14 protein-coding genes and 1 rRNA gene are annotated in these 14,693 nt (G+C 51.4%); 10 read left to right on the plus strand and 5 right to left on the minus strand.

Annotated features, from left to right (window positions below):
• The 4 genes from BUC02_RS14185 to BUC02_RS14200 form a co-directional block, all read right to left on the minus strand.
• Positions 1-90: ribosomal RNA gene (locus tag BUC02_RS14185) — 16S ribosomal RNA — on the minus strand; the annotation flags it as partial.
• Between the two features lie 310 nt (positions 91-400).
• Positions 401-1,240, minus strand: a complete 840-nt coding sequence (locus BUC02_RS14190; protein WP_073323636.1) for an MBL fold metallo-hydrolase — start codon at positions 1,238-1,240, stop codon at positions 401-403.
• Positions 1,241-1,255: 15 nt separating this feature from the next.
• Positions 1,256-1,825, minus strand: a complete 570-nt coding sequence (locus BUC02_RS14195) for a hypothetical protein (RefSeq protein ID WP_073323638.1) — start codon at positions 1,823-1,825, stop codon at positions 1,256-1,258.
• 13 nt (positions 1,826-1,838) lie between these two features.
• Positions 1,839-2,399, minus strand: coding sequence for a flavin reductase family protein (locus BUC02_RS14200; protein WP_073323640.1), 561 nt, complete (start codon positions 2,397-2,399; stop codon positions 1,839-1,841).
• Positions 2,400-2,602: 203 nt separating this feature from the next.
• Here BUC02_RS14200 and BUC02_RS14205 point away from each other — a divergent pair, with 203 nt between their 5' ends.
• Positions 2,603-3,436 (plus strand): TIGR02147 family protein, encoded by an 834-nt coding sequence (locus tag BUC02_RS14205; RefSeq protein WP_073323642.1) that lies wholly within the window; start codon positions 2,603-2,605, stop codon positions 3,434-3,436.
• Positions 3,429-4,709, plus strand: coding sequence for a hypothetical protein (locus tag BUC02_RS14210; protein ID WP_073323644.1), 1,281 nt, complete (start codon positions 3,429-3,431; stop codon positions 4,707-4,709). The genes BUC02_RS14205 and BUC02_RS14210 overlap by 8 nt, the downstream gene beginning before the upstream one ends.
• Here BUC02_RS14210 and BUC02_RS14215 read toward each other — a convergent pair whose 3' ends face one another.
• Positions 4,710-6,401 carry an ABC-ATPase domain-containing protein gene (locus BUC02_RS14215; RefSeq protein ID WP_073323646.1) on the minus strand — a complete coding sequence of 564 codons (1,692 nt, stop codon included), beginning with the start codon at positions 6,399-6,401 and terminating at the stop codon, positions 4,710-4,712. It lies immediately after the preceding gene.
• Positions 6,402-6,602: 201 nt separating this feature from the next.
• On the opposite strand from BUC02_RS14215, the gene BUC02_RS14220 reads away from it, so the two are divergent.
• The 8 genes from BUC02_RS14220 (at position 6,603) to BUC02_RS14250 (ending at position 14,635) form a co-directional block, all read left to right on the plus strand.
• Positions 6,603-7,139: a PEGA domain-containing protein gene (locus BUC02_RS14220; RefSeq protein WP_073323648.1), complete on the plus strand. Its 537-nt coding sequence runs from the start codon at positions 6,603-6,605 to the stop codon at positions 7,137-7,139.
• 94 nt (positions 7,140-7,233) lie between these two features.
• Complete coding sequence (locus tag BUC02_RS14225; protein WP_139261196.1) at positions 7,234-8,631, plus strand: COG3014 family protein; 1,398 nt, start codon at positions 7,234-7,236, stop codon at positions 8,629-8,631.
• A 79-nt stretch (positions 8,632-8,710) separates the two neighbouring features.
• Positions 8,711-9,511, plus strand: coding sequence for a hypothetical protein (locus BUC02_RS14230; RefSeq protein WP_073323652.1), 801 nt, complete (start codon positions 8,711-8,713; stop codon positions 9,509-9,511).
• 21 nt (positions 9,512-9,532) lie between these two features.
• Entirely contained in the window at positions 9,533-10,258 is a 726-nt protein-coding gene (locus BUC02_RS14235; protein ID WP_073323654.1) for a response regulator transcription factor, read from the plus strand.
• A gap of 53 nt (positions 10,259-10,311) precedes the next feature.
• A complete protein-coding gene (locus tag BUC02_RS14240) occupies positions 10,312-12,126 on the plus strand; it encodes a sensor histidine kinase (RefSeq protein WP_254794236.1) in 1,815 nt (604 codons plus the stop codon).
• 170 nt (positions 12,127-12,296) lie between these two features.
• On the plus strand, positions 12,297-13,631 hold the full coding sequence (locus BUC02_RS14245; RefSeq protein ID WP_073323658.1) for an ATP-dependent 6-phosphofructokinase: 1,335 nt from the start codon (positions 12,297-12,299) through the stop codon (positions 13,629-13,631).
• An 84-nt stretch (positions 13,632-13,715) separates the two neighbouring features.
• Positions 13,716-13,859, plus strand: coding sequence for a hypothetical protein (locus tag BUC02_RS16340; RefSeq protein ID WP_158212933.1), 144 nt, complete (start codon positions 13,716-13,718; stop codon positions 13,857-13,859).
• 17 nt (positions 13,860-13,876) lie between these two features.
• The gene (locus BUC02_RS14250) at positions 13,877-14,635 is read left to right on the plus strand and encodes a hypothetical protein (protein ID WP_073323660.1); all 759 of its coding nucleotides are present in this window, start codon (positions 13,877-13,879) and stop codon (positions 14,633-14,635) included.
• Positions 14,636-14,693: the final 58 nt, after the last annotated feature.

Genomic DNA, 14,693 nt, shown 5'->3' on the forward strand with positions numbered 1-14,693 from the left:
TCGCCGCTATGCATTGCTGCACCGCTCGACTTGCATGTATAAGACACGCCACCAGCGTTCGTTCTGAGCCAGGATCAAACTCTTCATTAATTTTTAAAGTCTTGGTCCCGTTAATCACGTTCGTATAATTGACTATTCCAAGAAATCTCTTGGACCCGTCACTAAGCACATCTCCGATTCCTTCAATCTTCCCGGCGGCCTCGCGGGCCTCCGTTCTCGTCCGTTTGAGCTTTTCGGCTCTCTCGTTCGAGGGTGAGGCCAATTATAGAACTTTACGCCGTGTCCGTCAAGGGGTTAAGGAAAAAAATTTTGTTTTTTTTCACTTTTTTCGCTAATGACTAGCTATAGTCTGCGTCGATCACTAGTTATCAACAATCTATAAACCAAAATTTTCCCTGAACTACAATTCCACCGTCATTCCGGCGTGCATTTGTTCGGCGCGGTCGCCCAGGACCTCGTGCAGGATTTCAAATGCGCGATTTCCGGTGCAGTGCCCGGTATAAATCTTCTGGACATCCAGTTCGCGCAGGCGCTCGGCAAAGGCGCGCACGACTTCATCTTTATAGCGGAACAAATGGAATCCGCCGAGAATCGCATAAATCTTTTTGCCAGGGAACATCGCCTCAATTTCTTTGACAATGTTGTCTGCGCCGCCGTGGCTGCAGCTGTTCATGACAAACAAACCCTTGGGCGTATCGAATACGAGACTTTGTTCGTGATCGAAACTATCATAGCGATACTTGTCATTTTCCTTAACCGAAAGATGCGCACGTTCGCCAATGCTTTCGAGCCCGGGCGTCTTGTGCGGCACCAAGTACACATTCGGTGCAATCTGCATATCGCCTTCAGCAAAGCGGATGCGGTCTGCGAAACGCTTTAAAAAGCCCTTGTGGATTCCAATGTATTCGTGGTAAGTAAATCGCCCCAGCAATTTGTGTGCATGGTAGCAGTTTTCGCCCGCACCCTTGCGCAAGTAAAAAGGAGCAATCTTGTTCAGCGCAAAGAACCTGGCCATGCCATCGCTATGGTCAAAATGCGCGTGACTCAAAATGCCCATGTCGATCTTCGAAAGGTCCACGCCCATTACGCCCGCGTTTTTTGCAAACAAGTGCGACGCTCCCGTATCGAGCAGATAACGCTTGCCTTCGAATTCCACGTACACCGACAAGCCCCATTCGCCAAAGAGCTTGCGGGGGCCACAGCAACTAGCGATGTTATCGATCAGAACTCGAATTTTCATATTGCAAAAGCCGGATTATTCACAGTCGAGGCAAGTCCATTCAATGACGCCATCGCAGCCGTCTTTAGTGCCGGAAAGGCGTTCGCAGGTATAGCTTTCGATGTCGATAAGGAACCCGAGTTCGCCCGCGTTCTGGGTGCAGCACCCGTCGCAATCGCTATCGGCGCACTTGTCATAGACAACGGCATCTATAGTGCGGTCATTCTGGCGGAGTCTAAAAGTCTTCAACTTGTACTTGCCAAAATCCTTTTCGTGAATGGATATGATATTGTGTTCGCGCACCCATTCTTCGGTTTGCTGGTCAGACAGCGCTGCAAAATACCCGGACCATTCGCAACCATTGTACACCACGCATTCTTCGCTGCCCGGATCCGGCCACGATATGTACCAGGTAAGGTTCGCCTTGTTCCACACCGTGTCAGTAGCGGGCTCGACAGCTGAAGACTCCATGGCAGAACTTGACTCCGGAGCAACCGCTTCGGAGCTGCTGGATTCTACAGGTTCGTGCGATGTGCTAGAGGTACCACCGCAAGCGCCCAGCAAGGCAACCACCGCAACACACAAAACATAATGAAGACTCTTCATACTCCCCCTCAAACTAACCCAATAACTTTCCGTCGCTAAAGGCGTTGCCTACGCGGCGTTCCATTACATAGTAACCGTGGCCTGCGGAATCGTAGCACACCGGCGCGAGCTTTTCAACTGAGAGCTTGCCGGATTCATCGAGTACGGAATCGTCGACAGACACATTCACGATTTCCCCGAGCAAAAGTTCCGAATCTTCGTTGTAGCTTACGAACTTGCATTCCAATGCGAGCGGGAGTTCTGCAATCAGCGGGGCATCGACATGAGCACTCCTGATAGAGGTGAGTCCAGAATGTGCGAACTTGTCGGCGACCTTATTGCCCGACGTAATTCCCAGGTAATCGATGGCCTTGATGTTCTTTGCCGTCGCCATGCTCACGGTAAACGCCTTGCGGGCCAAAATATTCGGCATGGTCTTATGGCTGTGCGCCACGTAAATGGCAACCTGGTTCGTATCGCTAATGGAACCCCAAGCAGCGACCATCGCGTTCGTGGAGCCGTCTTCGTTATACGTCGCAATCACCAAGGTAGGCTGCGGGTACAAGTAAGCTTTAACACCGAGATCTTTACGCATTGTTTACTCCTTTTAAGTTCTTGATTTACAAGATATAAAAATTTTCTGATTTCATCGCTATTTTTCTCTATAACACAAAGTGTGTTATTTAGAATCAAAAACTTGAATTAACCGACTAAAAATCAGTGATTTTCGTAAAATTCAGCGATTTTTGTGTTATAAAAACATTGACTTTTGCAACTGCAGAATCTAGTTTTATAGATATGAAGTCGGTCCTCGAATACAGAGATTACCACGCATTTATGCAGGATTACTACGATTCCCGCAAAAAAAGCGGAGCATTTTCGTGGCGTGAATTCAGCAAGAATGCCGGTTTTTCGTCTTCAAACTACATGAAACTGGTTTGCATGGGCAAAAGCAAACTGAGCAAAGTCAAAACAGCCCAAGTTGCCAAAGCCATGGGGTTGATTGGTCACGAAGCCGAATACTTTGAGCAACTCGTTATTTTCGGAAATGCCATAAAGGATAGCGTCAAAAAAACAGCTTTCTTGGAAATGTCAAGGATTGCCCAAGAGCACAAGGTTCGCGTTATCGATAGCGATGCATTCCAGTACTACGAATCCTGGAAATACCCCGTCATTCGTGAACTTGCCCCCATGATGCCCGACGCTCAGCCACGAAAAATCGCCGACGAATGCAAAGAGTATGTTTCGGCTGAAGAGGTCCGCGACATTCTCGCTTTCTTAGTGAAAGCAGGATTCCTCAAGAAAGACGGCGATAAAGTCTATTCGCAAACTGAAAAAGCAGTCGTCGGTTCGCCAGAAGCCCTCCCGATCGCCATTCGCGAAATGCACAAGGAAATGGGCAGCATGGCCGTGCGTGCAGTAGACCGATACAACGCAAGCGAGCGCTACTTTACTGGAATGACGATCGGTGTTAACGAAGAAACCTATTCACGAATTGTTGACGAAATCAACATTTGCGCCAAGAAGATTGCCGCCATTGCAAATGAAAGCGATAACTTAAACCAAGTCTACGGACTGAATCTTCAACTTTTCCCTTTCACAAATAAGATTGAAGGAGAAAGCCATGCTTAACATTAAACAAAATTTCTACATGGCGGGAGCAATTGCCCTTATTGCGCTGGCCGCCTGTTCCTCTGACAGCCCTACCACTGCGGGCTCCACGACTATTCCGAATGCGACCGCCGAAGTCAGCAGTTCTTCGAACGTCACATCCTCAAGTTCGTCTGATGCAATCATCAATGGGCAAGACATCGTTTTCACAACAACAGCAACCGCAAAAAAGGCTATCCCCCAAGGAGAAATCACCATCTATGGTTTGGAAAACGGTGCACAAGCATCATGTTCTATCGGTAAAAATGCCAAAACAAAATCATACACAGCAAAAATTAGCATCATTAACGGGAACGCCATGGAGAGCACACTCTCTCTGCGAAACTTCGGTGATACCTGTAAGGATCTCCTGAAATCATTCAAAGAGTCCTGCTCTTCAGGCGTGGCATATGCAGCCCCCGATGCAGAATGTAATCAAAGAGGGGACCTAAAAATATTCTGTAACGCCTCCAAGACCAATTCCGTAAGAATATGCAATGGTTCCGACGATAACTGCGCCACTGCAGAAGCAGACTCTACACTCAACTTCAACGATATCGTTGATGAATTCTCAAGACAAGCCGGCGCAATATGCGAGAGCATTGCAGATGGCTTTGACACTGCCACATACAACCCGCAGACATCGAATTCCGACAGCAGCCTAGAGGTAATCGAAGATTCCCTTCCCACTTTACCCGTGGCAGCAGACGTTCCCGTATTTCAGAACCTCCTCGCTCCTTTTACAGCCAACAACGAAAAGGTTCTCCAATTCGACAGTCACGTAATCGCATATAATACGGCTCTTTCTCCCAGTTGCGAAAACATCATGGTTTCATACGACGAAAATGAAATGATTATTCCCGTGAAACCCATCTCCGGCGAAGCCATTGCCGAATGTTTCCCCAAAACAGCACCGGTTCTAGAAGAGAACCATCTGACTGAAGACGGAAAGACAAAATTTTACGCCGTAATCACCAATATGGGCGAATCTCCGCTGGTTCTGGTTTTGAACAAATTTACAGCCGAAGAAATCAACATCTATGTGGTGTATCCCGGGAACAACTGTTTCCTTAACGCAACCGGTCCCATTGTCATGTACCTAGTCGCCGACACCGAAAATACCGCCATAAATAAAAACATAATTATAACCGGCAAAGAACTCCATAGCGAATCATGGAATTGCGACGAAAAGGGAAATTTCCCTGACAATGTCAAGCCTTACGGCGAATGGTACCGAACTGATTTAGCCCTTTAACTACCTAGAGCCATCCCTCAGTCTGAACGCCACGCAGGCGATGTCGACGACACGCGGCAGGCTCATTTCGCGGCTCATGCCCTGCGGCAAGTTTCGGAAGCCCACGTTCTGAATTTTTTCGTAAAGCTTCTGGATAGTCGCAGCAACAGAATCACCAGCGGCAGAGGCATCGGACGATTCCGAATTACTGGCCGCGTTCTGCAACAGATTCAAAAGCACAAAGCCCGCCCCCAGGCGCTGCTGCTTGTCGACAAGCGTGTTGAGGCGAGAGGTGTCGGACACCAGGAACCCGATTTGCAACAAAGTATCGCCCGCGAGTTTCACCTTGACCTGGCGCTCGACCGGCGAGGTGGGGCGCACCGATTTTTGCAAAGGTTGCATGTAGGCTACAAACGGACGCGCACTTGAGGCCGCGACTGTAGACTGTTGCGATTCCGGCGACTGCGAAGACTTTGCGCATTCGGCCTTGTAGTTTGCCATGATGACGATGTTGTCGGCAAGGTCGAGGTAGTCGCCGCAAGCACCTGCCACTAGAATAAAACTGTAGCCCTGCGCCGAAATTTCGCGGATGCGGTCAGTCAAGGGAATCAAAGGTTCGCGGTCATCGCCCAGGAGCTTGCGCACGCGAATGTCGCGAATCAGGAAGTTCACCGCCGAGGAATCTTCGTCGATCAAGAAGGTGCTGGCCCCCGCTTCCATAGCCTCGAGCAAGTTCGCGGCTTCGCTTGTTGAGCCCGACGCCGAAAGCGTATTGAAATTCTTGGTGGAAACGCCGCCCGGCAAGTCTCGCACAAACATCGACAAGTCTGTGCCACGCACGCTGCGGCCGTCTTCGACGCCCACGCGGAGTGCAGATTCATCAATCACGATTCCTTCGCGGCCATCACCCGGAATATGCGGGTAGACCGCGCGGGTCAAGGCCTGCAGCAAAGTCGACTTTCCATGGAAGGCGCCACCGGTAATCACCGTGATTCCCTTTGGGACTGCCATGCCGCGGATACTGCGCCCGCACACGTTCAAAGTCACCGCCATCTGTTCGGGAGCGGTAAACGGCACCGCGCCCTCGAGCGGCAATTCGCTCAAGCCCGATGCTCGCGGAAGCACAGCGCCATCGGGCACGAATGCACACAGCCCGCGGGCTTCTAGCTCGGCCAGAATCTCCTTGCGTTCGGCAAGTACGCGGTAATAATCTTGCAAGGCAGCCTCGTCGGACTTGCTGTAATAAAGCCCTGCCGACACCAAGTCCGGCAAAACCATCGTCAAAATTTCGGCAGCGGTTTCGGCCTGGATCTTGCGACCCTCGCCCGGGAGCCTTACCTGCAGGCAAGCCCGGAGTTCGCCGTTGTCAATCCACAAGGAATTTCGCACCAGCATCTCGGGTCCAGCCGTATCGAACACAATTGCGGCGTCTTTCTCCGGATACTTTTCTTTAACCAGTCGCGAAAGCTTGCGGTGCAAGAAATCGCTTAGCGCCAGGCGACGCTCAAAGGTACCGCCCCATTCGCCCGCGTAACCGAGCATCGAAAGATTCGCCTTGATCACGACTCTAGAGGCCGGTGCATACGGGTCGCCCTGCACATGCAGGAATTCCAGCGCAAAGTCGCCAAAATCCCAGGGTTTATCTGCAAGAGACTTGTAGAGGCCATAATTTTTGCCGTTTAAAGTGCGAATTTTCTGGTAAAGGGCTTTCATGCGATTGAAGATAGAAATTAGTAGAAGTTGGTAGAGCTTAGTTGGTAGAACTTAGAGAAAAGAGCATATTCCTAAGATCTAAGTTCTAAGCTCTAAGCTCTTTTTTGCCTTATTTTCCCCAGGTATCCAAACTTTTTCATAAAAAAAAATTAAATTCCTTGAAAACTTTATATTTTTAGAACAAACAAACAGGAGAAATCCATGAAAAAGCTTTACGTTTTTGCGCTTTTGGTCGCATTCCTCTTTACCGCCGCCGTCGCTGACGACGATCCACCTCCGCGCGGTAAGGCCGCAACCATCACCATCATCACCAACCCGCCTAACAGCGACGTGTTCCTCGGTGGCGAACCCCTCGGCAAGAGCCCGATCGAAAACGTGAGCGTCAAGTCTGGCCGCCAGACTCTCGTGGTGATTGACCAGGGTTACGAACTGGTGAACCAGCGCGTGAACATTTGGCCGGGCAACGACAAGCGCAATGTGTTCGACTTCGGCACCAAGATTCCTAAGGGTGCTATCAAGGTGACCACCATTCCGGGCAAGTGCCTCATCTACATCGACGGTGACAACGCCGACAAGACCGACGGTGCCGCACTCACCATCAACAACCTCGATGCCGGTGACCACGTGATTCGCGCCGAATGCTCCAACCGCAAGTCTGCCGAAGCTCTCGTGACCGTGAAGGGCGAAGAAACTGTCGAAGTGACTCTCGACGCCTCCGGCAAGAAGAAGAAGAAGTAATTTCTCTCTCAGTGGTTTATGCCATCAGGCCTCCGACTCGAAGTCGGAGGCTATTTTATTTATATTTAATTGCAGATTCATTTCTGGAGTTTTCATGAAACGCCTTTTATTGCTCGCAGTATCTGCACTGCTTTTGTGTTCTTGCGCAAACAAGTCCATGACTCGTTACGAAACGCTCGCCCCCGTCCTTAAAAAAGAAGGTTTCGAGGGCACTATCGAAAAAATCGAAAAAAAGAAAGACGACCTTTACGGCGAAAAGAGCGCTTTCCTTTACCATTTTGACGAGGGAATGCTCTACCATTACGCCGGCAAGAACCAGGAAAGCATCAAGCACTTTGCACAGGCCGAACAGATTTACGAAGACCTGTACACCAAGTCGGTTACTAACGAAGCCGCGGCGATTGTCACCAACGACAACATTCGCCCCTACCGCGCACGCCCCTTCGAAGTACTGATGATGTACCAGTACCAGATTTTGAACTACCTCGCCATCGGTGATTTAGACGGAGCCTTAGTCGAAGTCCGCAGGGCGCAAATCGCTTCCGAAGCCCTTTACCAGAAAGACAAGGAAAAAGTGAACGACAACGGCTGGCTGCGTTACCTGAGCGCTATCGTTTACGACATGGCCGGCGAAGAAGATGACGCCGCCATCGCCTACCTGAAGGCAGCCAAGGCGTTCGAAGAGGGCAACGTGAAGATGCCCAAGGAAGTCTGGGAATACATCAATGAAAGCCTCACCAAAATGGACCGCGCAGACGACCTGAAGAGTCTCAAGACCGAAGCGCTCACGAGCACGCCCAAGGCAACAGCCGCCCGCACCAAGGGCCAAGAAATCATCGTGGTGGGTTACGCTGGCCACAGCCCCATTTTGGGCGAAATGTACCTGTCAGGCACCTATGTGAGCGGCACCGCCATGAACCTCACCTATAAAGACGGCAAGACCGGAAAAATCAACTCGTTTACCGTTTTCGCACCCCCTGTTGCAGGTGCCGGCAGCAATACATTCCATGTCGGGTTCGCCCTTCCCGAAAAGAAGGAATTGCCCCAGCGCACAAGCATGTTCAGCGTAAATCTGGACGGAACCATGCGCGTCACGCCCGAAAAAGTGGCCAATATCGATTCTGAACTCGAGCAGAACATGAAAGACGAGAACGCGACCACCGCGGTCCGTACCATTACCCGCGTAGTGCTCCGCACCATCGCCGCCCAAAAGGCCAAGTCGGCAACCAACACGGGCAACGGGATCTTCGACCTCGTGAAAAACATCGCCGTAGACGTGGGCCAGAGCCAGTTGGAACAGGCAGACCTACGTATCGGTCTATTCATGCCCAACACCATCAACGTGACCCGCATTCCGGTCGATGCCGGGGACCACGACGTGACCATTTCTGCTCTGGACAGTCAGGGAAGAGTCATCGGGGACTACAAGTTGGGCAAAATTAAGGTCGGTAAAGGGCAGAAAAAAATTGTCGTCGTTCCCTCGATTGACTGATTTTAGTATTTTATGAAAAAATAACATCCGCTTTTTGAAATAATAATGTAGTTTCAAAGGCAAAGTTTAAGGAGCAAATATGAACTTAAAAGCTTTAGTCGCTGCTGGCGCTTTGCTCGCCACCCAGTCCTTCGCCATTGTGGGCGTCGGCTTCCACTATGCCCCTGGTTTTGGCACCAAGATGAAGTCTGCCGAACCGGCTCCTATCGCCAACAACATTAATCTGAGCCACGACGGCTTCGACGGCATGATGCAGGGCTTCGGCTTCAAGGCATGGATTGACCTCCTCCCGGTGATCGACATCGAAGCTACCTTGAATATCCAGTTCGGCTCCTACGACGCATCTCTTTGGGTCGATAATCCGGCAGACGGAACCGTCAACGAAATTCCTCTCGAAATTGAACTGGGCGGCACCCCGTTCGGCAAGGCAAACCCGAAGTTTGTCGCCATGACCGGTGACCTCTCCATCACCTACCCCATTACGACTTTGCCTATCATTCGACCCTACATCGGTGGCGGTCTTTCTTACCACCTGAACAGCTTTGTCTTGAACCAGAAGTTCGCTTCTAGCTTTATTCAGCCGAGCACCTTCGACGAAGTCGCAGCAATTGTGCTTGACCAGACTATGGACAACGACGCCAAGTCCCAGGCTCTCCAGGCCAAGGGTCAGGAAATGAAAGCCCAAATCCAGGACAAGGCTCTTGACGAAGGCCTGAACACCAGCATCGGTGGTCACATCTTGGTGGGCCTCCGTGCCAAGCTCCCGATTATCCCGATTGCCGCTTACGGCAACTTCAAGTACTACATCGGCGGTGACTATCCGAGTGAAGTGGATCCCGGTAACATGACCGTTGAATTGGGTGTCGGACTCGCAATTTAATCATAATCCCAGGTAAAATAAATGACGACTGAAAACACTAGCACGACCAAGATTCTTATCATCGAAGACGAAATCGCCATTGCCGAAGGCCTGATCGACCTTTGCAAGTTGAATGGCTACAACGTTAAGCATTGCGCCGACGGCGAAAGCGGCCTTGCCGAAGCCCTCTCCAAGCAGTACAACCTGGTTCTTCTGGACTTGATGCTCCCTGGCATGGACGGCTTTACCGTCTGTGACAAAATCCGCGAACAGGACAAGAGCCTCCCGATTATCATTCTTTCCGCAAAGAACGCCGATGACGATATCATCAACGGTCTCAAGTACGGTGCAGACGACTACATTCCGAAGCCGTTCTCCGTCCCGATGCTTTTGGCCCGTATTGACGCCGTGCTCCGTCGCAGCCGTCAGACCATGGAAAACGAAGGCAAGCTCGTCGCTGGCAGCCTGCGCGTGAACTTCCGCGAATACACCGGCACCCGCGGTACCGAAGAGCTCGCCTTTACCCGTAAGGAAATCGAAATCCTTGAATACCTGTGGCGCAACCGTGACCACGCCGTTCCGCGTTCCGAACTGCTCCGCAAGGTCTGGGGTTACGAAAACGCTGATTCTGTGGACACCCGTACCGTGGACATCCACATTACCAAGCTCCGCAAGAAAATCGAAGACGATCCTTCGCATCCGAAACTCTTGGTCACCTTCCGTGGAGAAGGCTACCAGATGCGTTCTGCACCTGAATGCGACAAGTAAAAGCTAAAGTAGCTTCGGCTCTAACGTACTTTAAAAAACACCAGGCAATCATCATGGAACGCCTGGTGTTTATTTCCATTTTCTTGGTCATCGCAATTCCTCTGACCATCTTGTTCATCAAGACTTACGAGCAATCCACGGCACTCGAAGAAAAGAAGGTGGAAGAACGCATTGACTCTGCCTACGAGAGCCTTCGACTCAGACTGTCTTCGGACTTCAACCTGGAAAACAGCCGTTCCTACAAGGACTACGGCATTTTGAACTCGATTACCGTGATTGGCGGCAACAGCCGACTCTTCTCGGAATTCTTCTCGTTCCCGGATTCCAGCGGACCGTACTGCGACTTCGACTCGCTGTACCGCCAGTGCCGCAAGGGCCTGCTCGGACACTTCCAGATTTCGCACAGCGGCGAACTCCTGACGCCGTTCTACCCCGACACCAGTACCGGTATCGGCAAATCCATGTGGGACAACTTCTCGTTCGACGACCAGGAACAACGTAAAAAGACGCGCGACCTGATCCAGTACTTGCTCATAAAGCTCGACATTCGAAACGGGCTTCCCAAGCGCACTGTGCAGACGGTGGACTCTACCGAAGCGATTGACCAGCTTTACGACGAGATTCCGGACTTGCAGATTCCCACCCGCGTGGAACTCACGTCTGAAGAAGAAGCCCTGACTTACATGGCCGAAACTGCCAAGAACGATACGACCATCACGCCGGACATTCCCGTATTTACCGGTAGCAACACGAACGTCAACATTAGCGACCTGAAAATTCGCATGACGTCGGACTACATCGTGTTCTTCCGTACGATTTACATCGGCATGCTCCCGATTGTGCAGGGCTTTGTCGTCGACAAGAACATCTACCTGAACTACATGACTCAGGAAGAACAGATTGCGTATGCCAAGTTGCCTTACGCCATCGAGCTTGTTTACGAAGACAACGTGCTCTTGACTATCGGCAAGAAGAACGCCGAATACGAGCTTAGGACCAAGCGCCCGCTGCCGCCGCCCTACGACAAGATTCTGTTCAAGATGTACTCCAGCGAAATCAGCGGATCTGCAGACTTGACAATCCTGTTTAGCGGCCTGATTCTCTTGATCGTGATTGCGGTATGCCTGATTACCATTTACCGCTTTACGCAGAGCAAGGTGGCCCTTGCCGCCAAGCGTCAGGACTTTGTGTCGGCCATTACGCACGAACTCAAGACTCCGCTTACCGCTATCAAGATGTACGCCGAACTATTGCAGAATTCCTGGGTGGCAAGCGAAGAAAAGAAGCAGCGTTATTATGGCCAGATTGCAAGCGAAGCGGACAGACTTTCGCGCCTGATCCAGAACGTGCTTAATTTGTCTAAACTCGATGGCAACCGCTGGAACGTACAACTGCGCAAGGAACGCCCGAAGGCCGTGCTTGACGACTTTGTGGCGACCTACAGCAAGAACATCGAAAAGCAAGGGTTTGAGCTTACGGTTTCGACCGATACGGATGCCGACAACGTGGCGCTCCTGATTGACCGCGACGCCGTGATGCAGATTCTGATGAACCTAGTGGACAACTCGCTCAAATTCTCGAAGAACGCAAGCTACAAGATGATCAGCATCGAGCTGCGCGTGAACAACGGCGACATGTACCTTGCCGTACGCGACTACGGCCCGGGCATTCCGGCTTCCGAAATGAAGAAGGTGTTCCAGGAATTCTACCGCGTAGAAAACGAAATGACTCGTTCTACAAGCGGAACGGGTATCGGCCTTTCGATGGTGAAGAAGCTCTGCACGCTCACCAACATGAAGATCGAAATCGAAAACGCGGGTCCTGGTCTGCGCACCAAGATTCACTTCCCGCCGCTCGACATCTATTAATTCCACAATTTGAACATTATTTAACAAGCATTGTAAAATTCGCCCCGGATTTATGTCCGGGGCGTTTTAAGTAACAATTATCTAAAGAAAATATTTCATCGCGGCGATGCAATTTTTAGTATTTTTTAGGACGCCAAAATACATTCTTATGGCAAACCGAGGAGCATGTCATGACTCAAGAAGACATTCTTAATAATCCGGAAAAGTACGACCTTTCCATCGAAACCGTTGGCAAGGGAACTTTAAAATCGCCCATGAAGGGCGTTCCGTTTGTTTCGGAGTCTGACCGAGTAAGCCTTACGGCCGACATTGGCCGAATCCAGAAATTCTGCGAATGCGGAAAGGCGATTCCGTCGCTCGAAGCGGCCGGCCCTCGCGAAACGATTTTCCACGACCCCGCCTGGACCCGCGCAGGCATCGTGACTTGCGGCGGCCTCTGCCCCGGTCTTAACAACGTGATCAAGGGTCTTGTTCAGGTACTGTGGTTCGACTACGGCGTCAGAAACATTTTCGGCATTCCGTACGGCTACCGCGGTTTGAACCCGGCCTACGGATATTCCCCGATGATCCTGAACCCCGACGTGGTAGACGCCATCCAGGAAGACGGCGGTACCATTCTCGGGAGCTCCCGCGGAAACCAGGACGCCAAGGTCATGGTCGACACCTTGATGCGCCTCAACATTAACGTGCTGTTCTGCATTGGCGGTGACGGCACGCTCCGCGGCGCCCATGACATTGCCGAAGAAATCAAGAAGCGTCACCAGCCCATTTCGGTGATCGGCATTCCGAAGACTATCGACAACGACTTGAATTTGATTGACCGCACCTTCGGTTTCGAAACCGCCGTGCTCAGCGCCACCGACGTGATTACCAGCGCCCACAACGAAGCCAACGGAGCCTTTAACGGCCTTGGTCTCGTGAAGCTCATGGGCCGCGACTCCGGCTTTATTGCCGCCTACGCCGCACTCGCCACGACGGTCGTAAACATTTGCCTGGTACCCGAAGTACCCTTTACGCTCGACGGACTCTTCAAGGCACTCGAAAGCCGCTACAGCAGCGGCAAGACGCATGCCGTGATCGTTGTTGCCGAAGGCGCCGGACAGGAACTGTTCAAGGACCAGCCCGAACGCAAGGACGCGAGCGGAAACATCTTGAAAAACGATATTGGTGAATTCCTGACACGCAAAATCAAGGAACATTTCGACAAGGTCGGCAAGGAAATAAACATCAAGTACTTTGACCCGAGCTACATGGTCCGTAGCATTCCGGCCCAAGGTACCGATGCCATTTTCTGCTTCCAGCTCGCCGAAGCCGCCGTACACGCCGGCATGGCCGGCAAGACCGACATGGTCGTCGGCAGCATGAACAACGCATTCTCGCACGTTCCAATCGAATACGCCGTCAGCGAACGCAAGAAGATCAACCCGAACGGAGTGCTCTGGCACGCCGTTCTCGGCATCACGCGCCAGCAGGACTACTTCTCCGGTAAGGGGAAGGGGAAGTAACCCTTCGCGCATTCCTGACCCCGGCACCTCACGCCGAAGTCACGGAATTTGATGTTTGGACAAAAAAAGAGGAAACAAAAAGCAATGCTAAAGCAAGAAGACAAGGTGTTAATCCGCACTGCACTCATGGAATATCGCTATCTTTTATTCAAGACTTACCACGGTACCGACGACGAAAAGTCGCGGATCGCCCAATTGAATAAAGTACTGCAAAATTGGCGAGTGTAGTTTCTGTTAAGGGGAAAATGAAAAAAATCCTGGTCACATTGCTGATGTCTGTTGCAAGCGTCGTATGCCTTGCAAACGAAGACCTGCGCATTGCCGATTCCTGCTATAACGCCCGTGCAGAACATGCCATTGGCGACAAAGCGAATCCCAAGAACGCAAGGCTCATGATTGACAGCTACCGCAAAGCCATGAACGACGTCTCCGTCGAAGAAAAGGCTACCGAAGGCTACGTGAAGAGCTTGTTCTTCGCATTCCGCTTTGTGCATTTCGAAAAGCACCAGCGCAAGGCAAAGCTCGACAGCCTAAAGACTATCAGCGAATCCGCCTACCAGAAGTTCCCGAAGAACAGGGAAATCGCCCACGTATACGCAAGCGCCCTTTCGATGTGGGGCAACGAGCGCGGTGCCCTCACCTCGGTCAAGGAAGGCGTGGCTACCACCGTGCGCGATGTGGCCATTATGGCCGAAGACTACCAGGTGCTGGGGCGTGCCCACTTCGTACTGCCCTACGTGCCGCTGGTGCTTTCATGGCCCGACAAGAAACTTGCCGACAAGTACTTGAGCCTCGCACTCGAAAAGAACCCGCGCGACTTGTACAACTATTACTTTTTGGCAGAACTGCGCTTTGACCAGAAGCGTTACGCCGACGCGCTGAACATTATTGACCGCGGCCTTTCGCGCGGAATCCGCACCAACTTTTTTCTTGAAGACAAGCGTGGCCGCTGGCACCTGAAAGAACTCCAGAAACAAATCAATGCCAAACTCGACAAGAAATAACCTAAATCCTTTAGCGAAATATATAACGCAAGAAGGCCGCACCCCCAAAGGTGCGGTC

This window comes from Fibrobacter sp. UWOV1, assembly GCF_900142495.1.
Lineage (GTDB): Bacteria > Fibrobacterota > Fibrobacteria > Fibrobacterales > Fibrobacteraceae > Fibrobacter.

What these genes read in the sequence shown, in the direction of transcription:
- BUC02_RS16340 (WP_158212933.1), top strand. Translation starts at nt 13,716, where the DNA reads ATGCTAAAGCAAGAAGACAAGGTGTTAATCCGCACTGCACTCATGGAA.
- BUC02_RS14230 (WP_073323652.1), top strand. Translation starts at nt 8,711, where the DNA reads ATGAACTTAAAAGCTTTAGTCGCTGCTGGCGCTTTGCTCGCCACCCAG.
- BUC02_RS14235 (WP_073323654.1), top strand. Translation starts at nt 9,533, where the DNA reads ATGACGACTGAAAACACTAGCACGACCAAGATTCTTATCATCGAAGAC.
- BUC02_RS14245 (WP_073323658.1), top strand. Translation starts at nt 12,297, where the DNA reads ATGACTCAAGAAGACATTCTTAATAATCCGGAAAAGTACGACCTTTCC.
- BUC02_RS14190 (WP_073323636.1), bottom strand. Translation starts at nt 1,240, where the DNA reads ATGAAAATTCGAGTTCTGATCGATAACATCGCTAGTTGCTGTGGCCCC.
- BUC02_RS14205 (WP_073323642.1), top strand. Translation starts at nt 2,603, where the DNA reads ATGAAGTCGGTCCTCGAATACAGAGATTACCACGCATTTATGCAGGAT.
- BUC02_RS14200 (WP_073323640.1), bottom strand. Translation starts at nt 2,399, where the DNA reads ATGCGTAAAGATCTCGGTGTTAAAGCTTACTTGTACCCGCAGCCTACC.
- BUC02_RS14220 (WP_073323648.1), top strand. Translation starts at nt 6,603, where the DNA reads ATGAAAAAGCTTTACGTTTTTGCGCTTTTGGTCGCATTCCTCTTTACC.
- BUC02_RS14240 (WP_254794236.1), top strand. Translation starts at nt 10,312, where the DNA reads ATGGAACGCCTGGTGTTTATTTCCATTTTCTTGGTCATCGCAATTCCT.
- BUC02_RS14250 (WP_073323660.1), top strand. Translation starts at nt 13,877, where the DNA reads ATGAAAAAAATCCTGGTCACATTGCTGATGTCTGTTGCAAGCGTCGTA.
- BUC02_RS14195 (WP_073323638.1), bottom strand. Translation starts at nt 1,825, where the DNA reads ATGAAGAGTCTTCATTATGTTTTGTGTGTTGCGGTGGTTGCCTTGCTG.
- BUC02_RS14210 (WP_073323644.1), top strand. Translation starts at nt 3,429, where the DNA reads ATGCTTAACATTAAACAAAATTTCTACATGGCGGGAGCAATTGCCCTT.
- BUC02_RS14215 (WP_073323646.1), bottom strand. Translation starts at nt 6,401, where the DNA reads ATGAAAGCCCTTTACCAGAAAATTCGCACTTTAAACGGCAAAAATTAT.
- BUC02_RS14225 (WP_139261196.1), top strand. Translation starts at nt 7,234, where the DNA reads ATGAAACGCCTTTTATTGCTCGCAGTATCTGCACTGCTTTTGTGTTCT.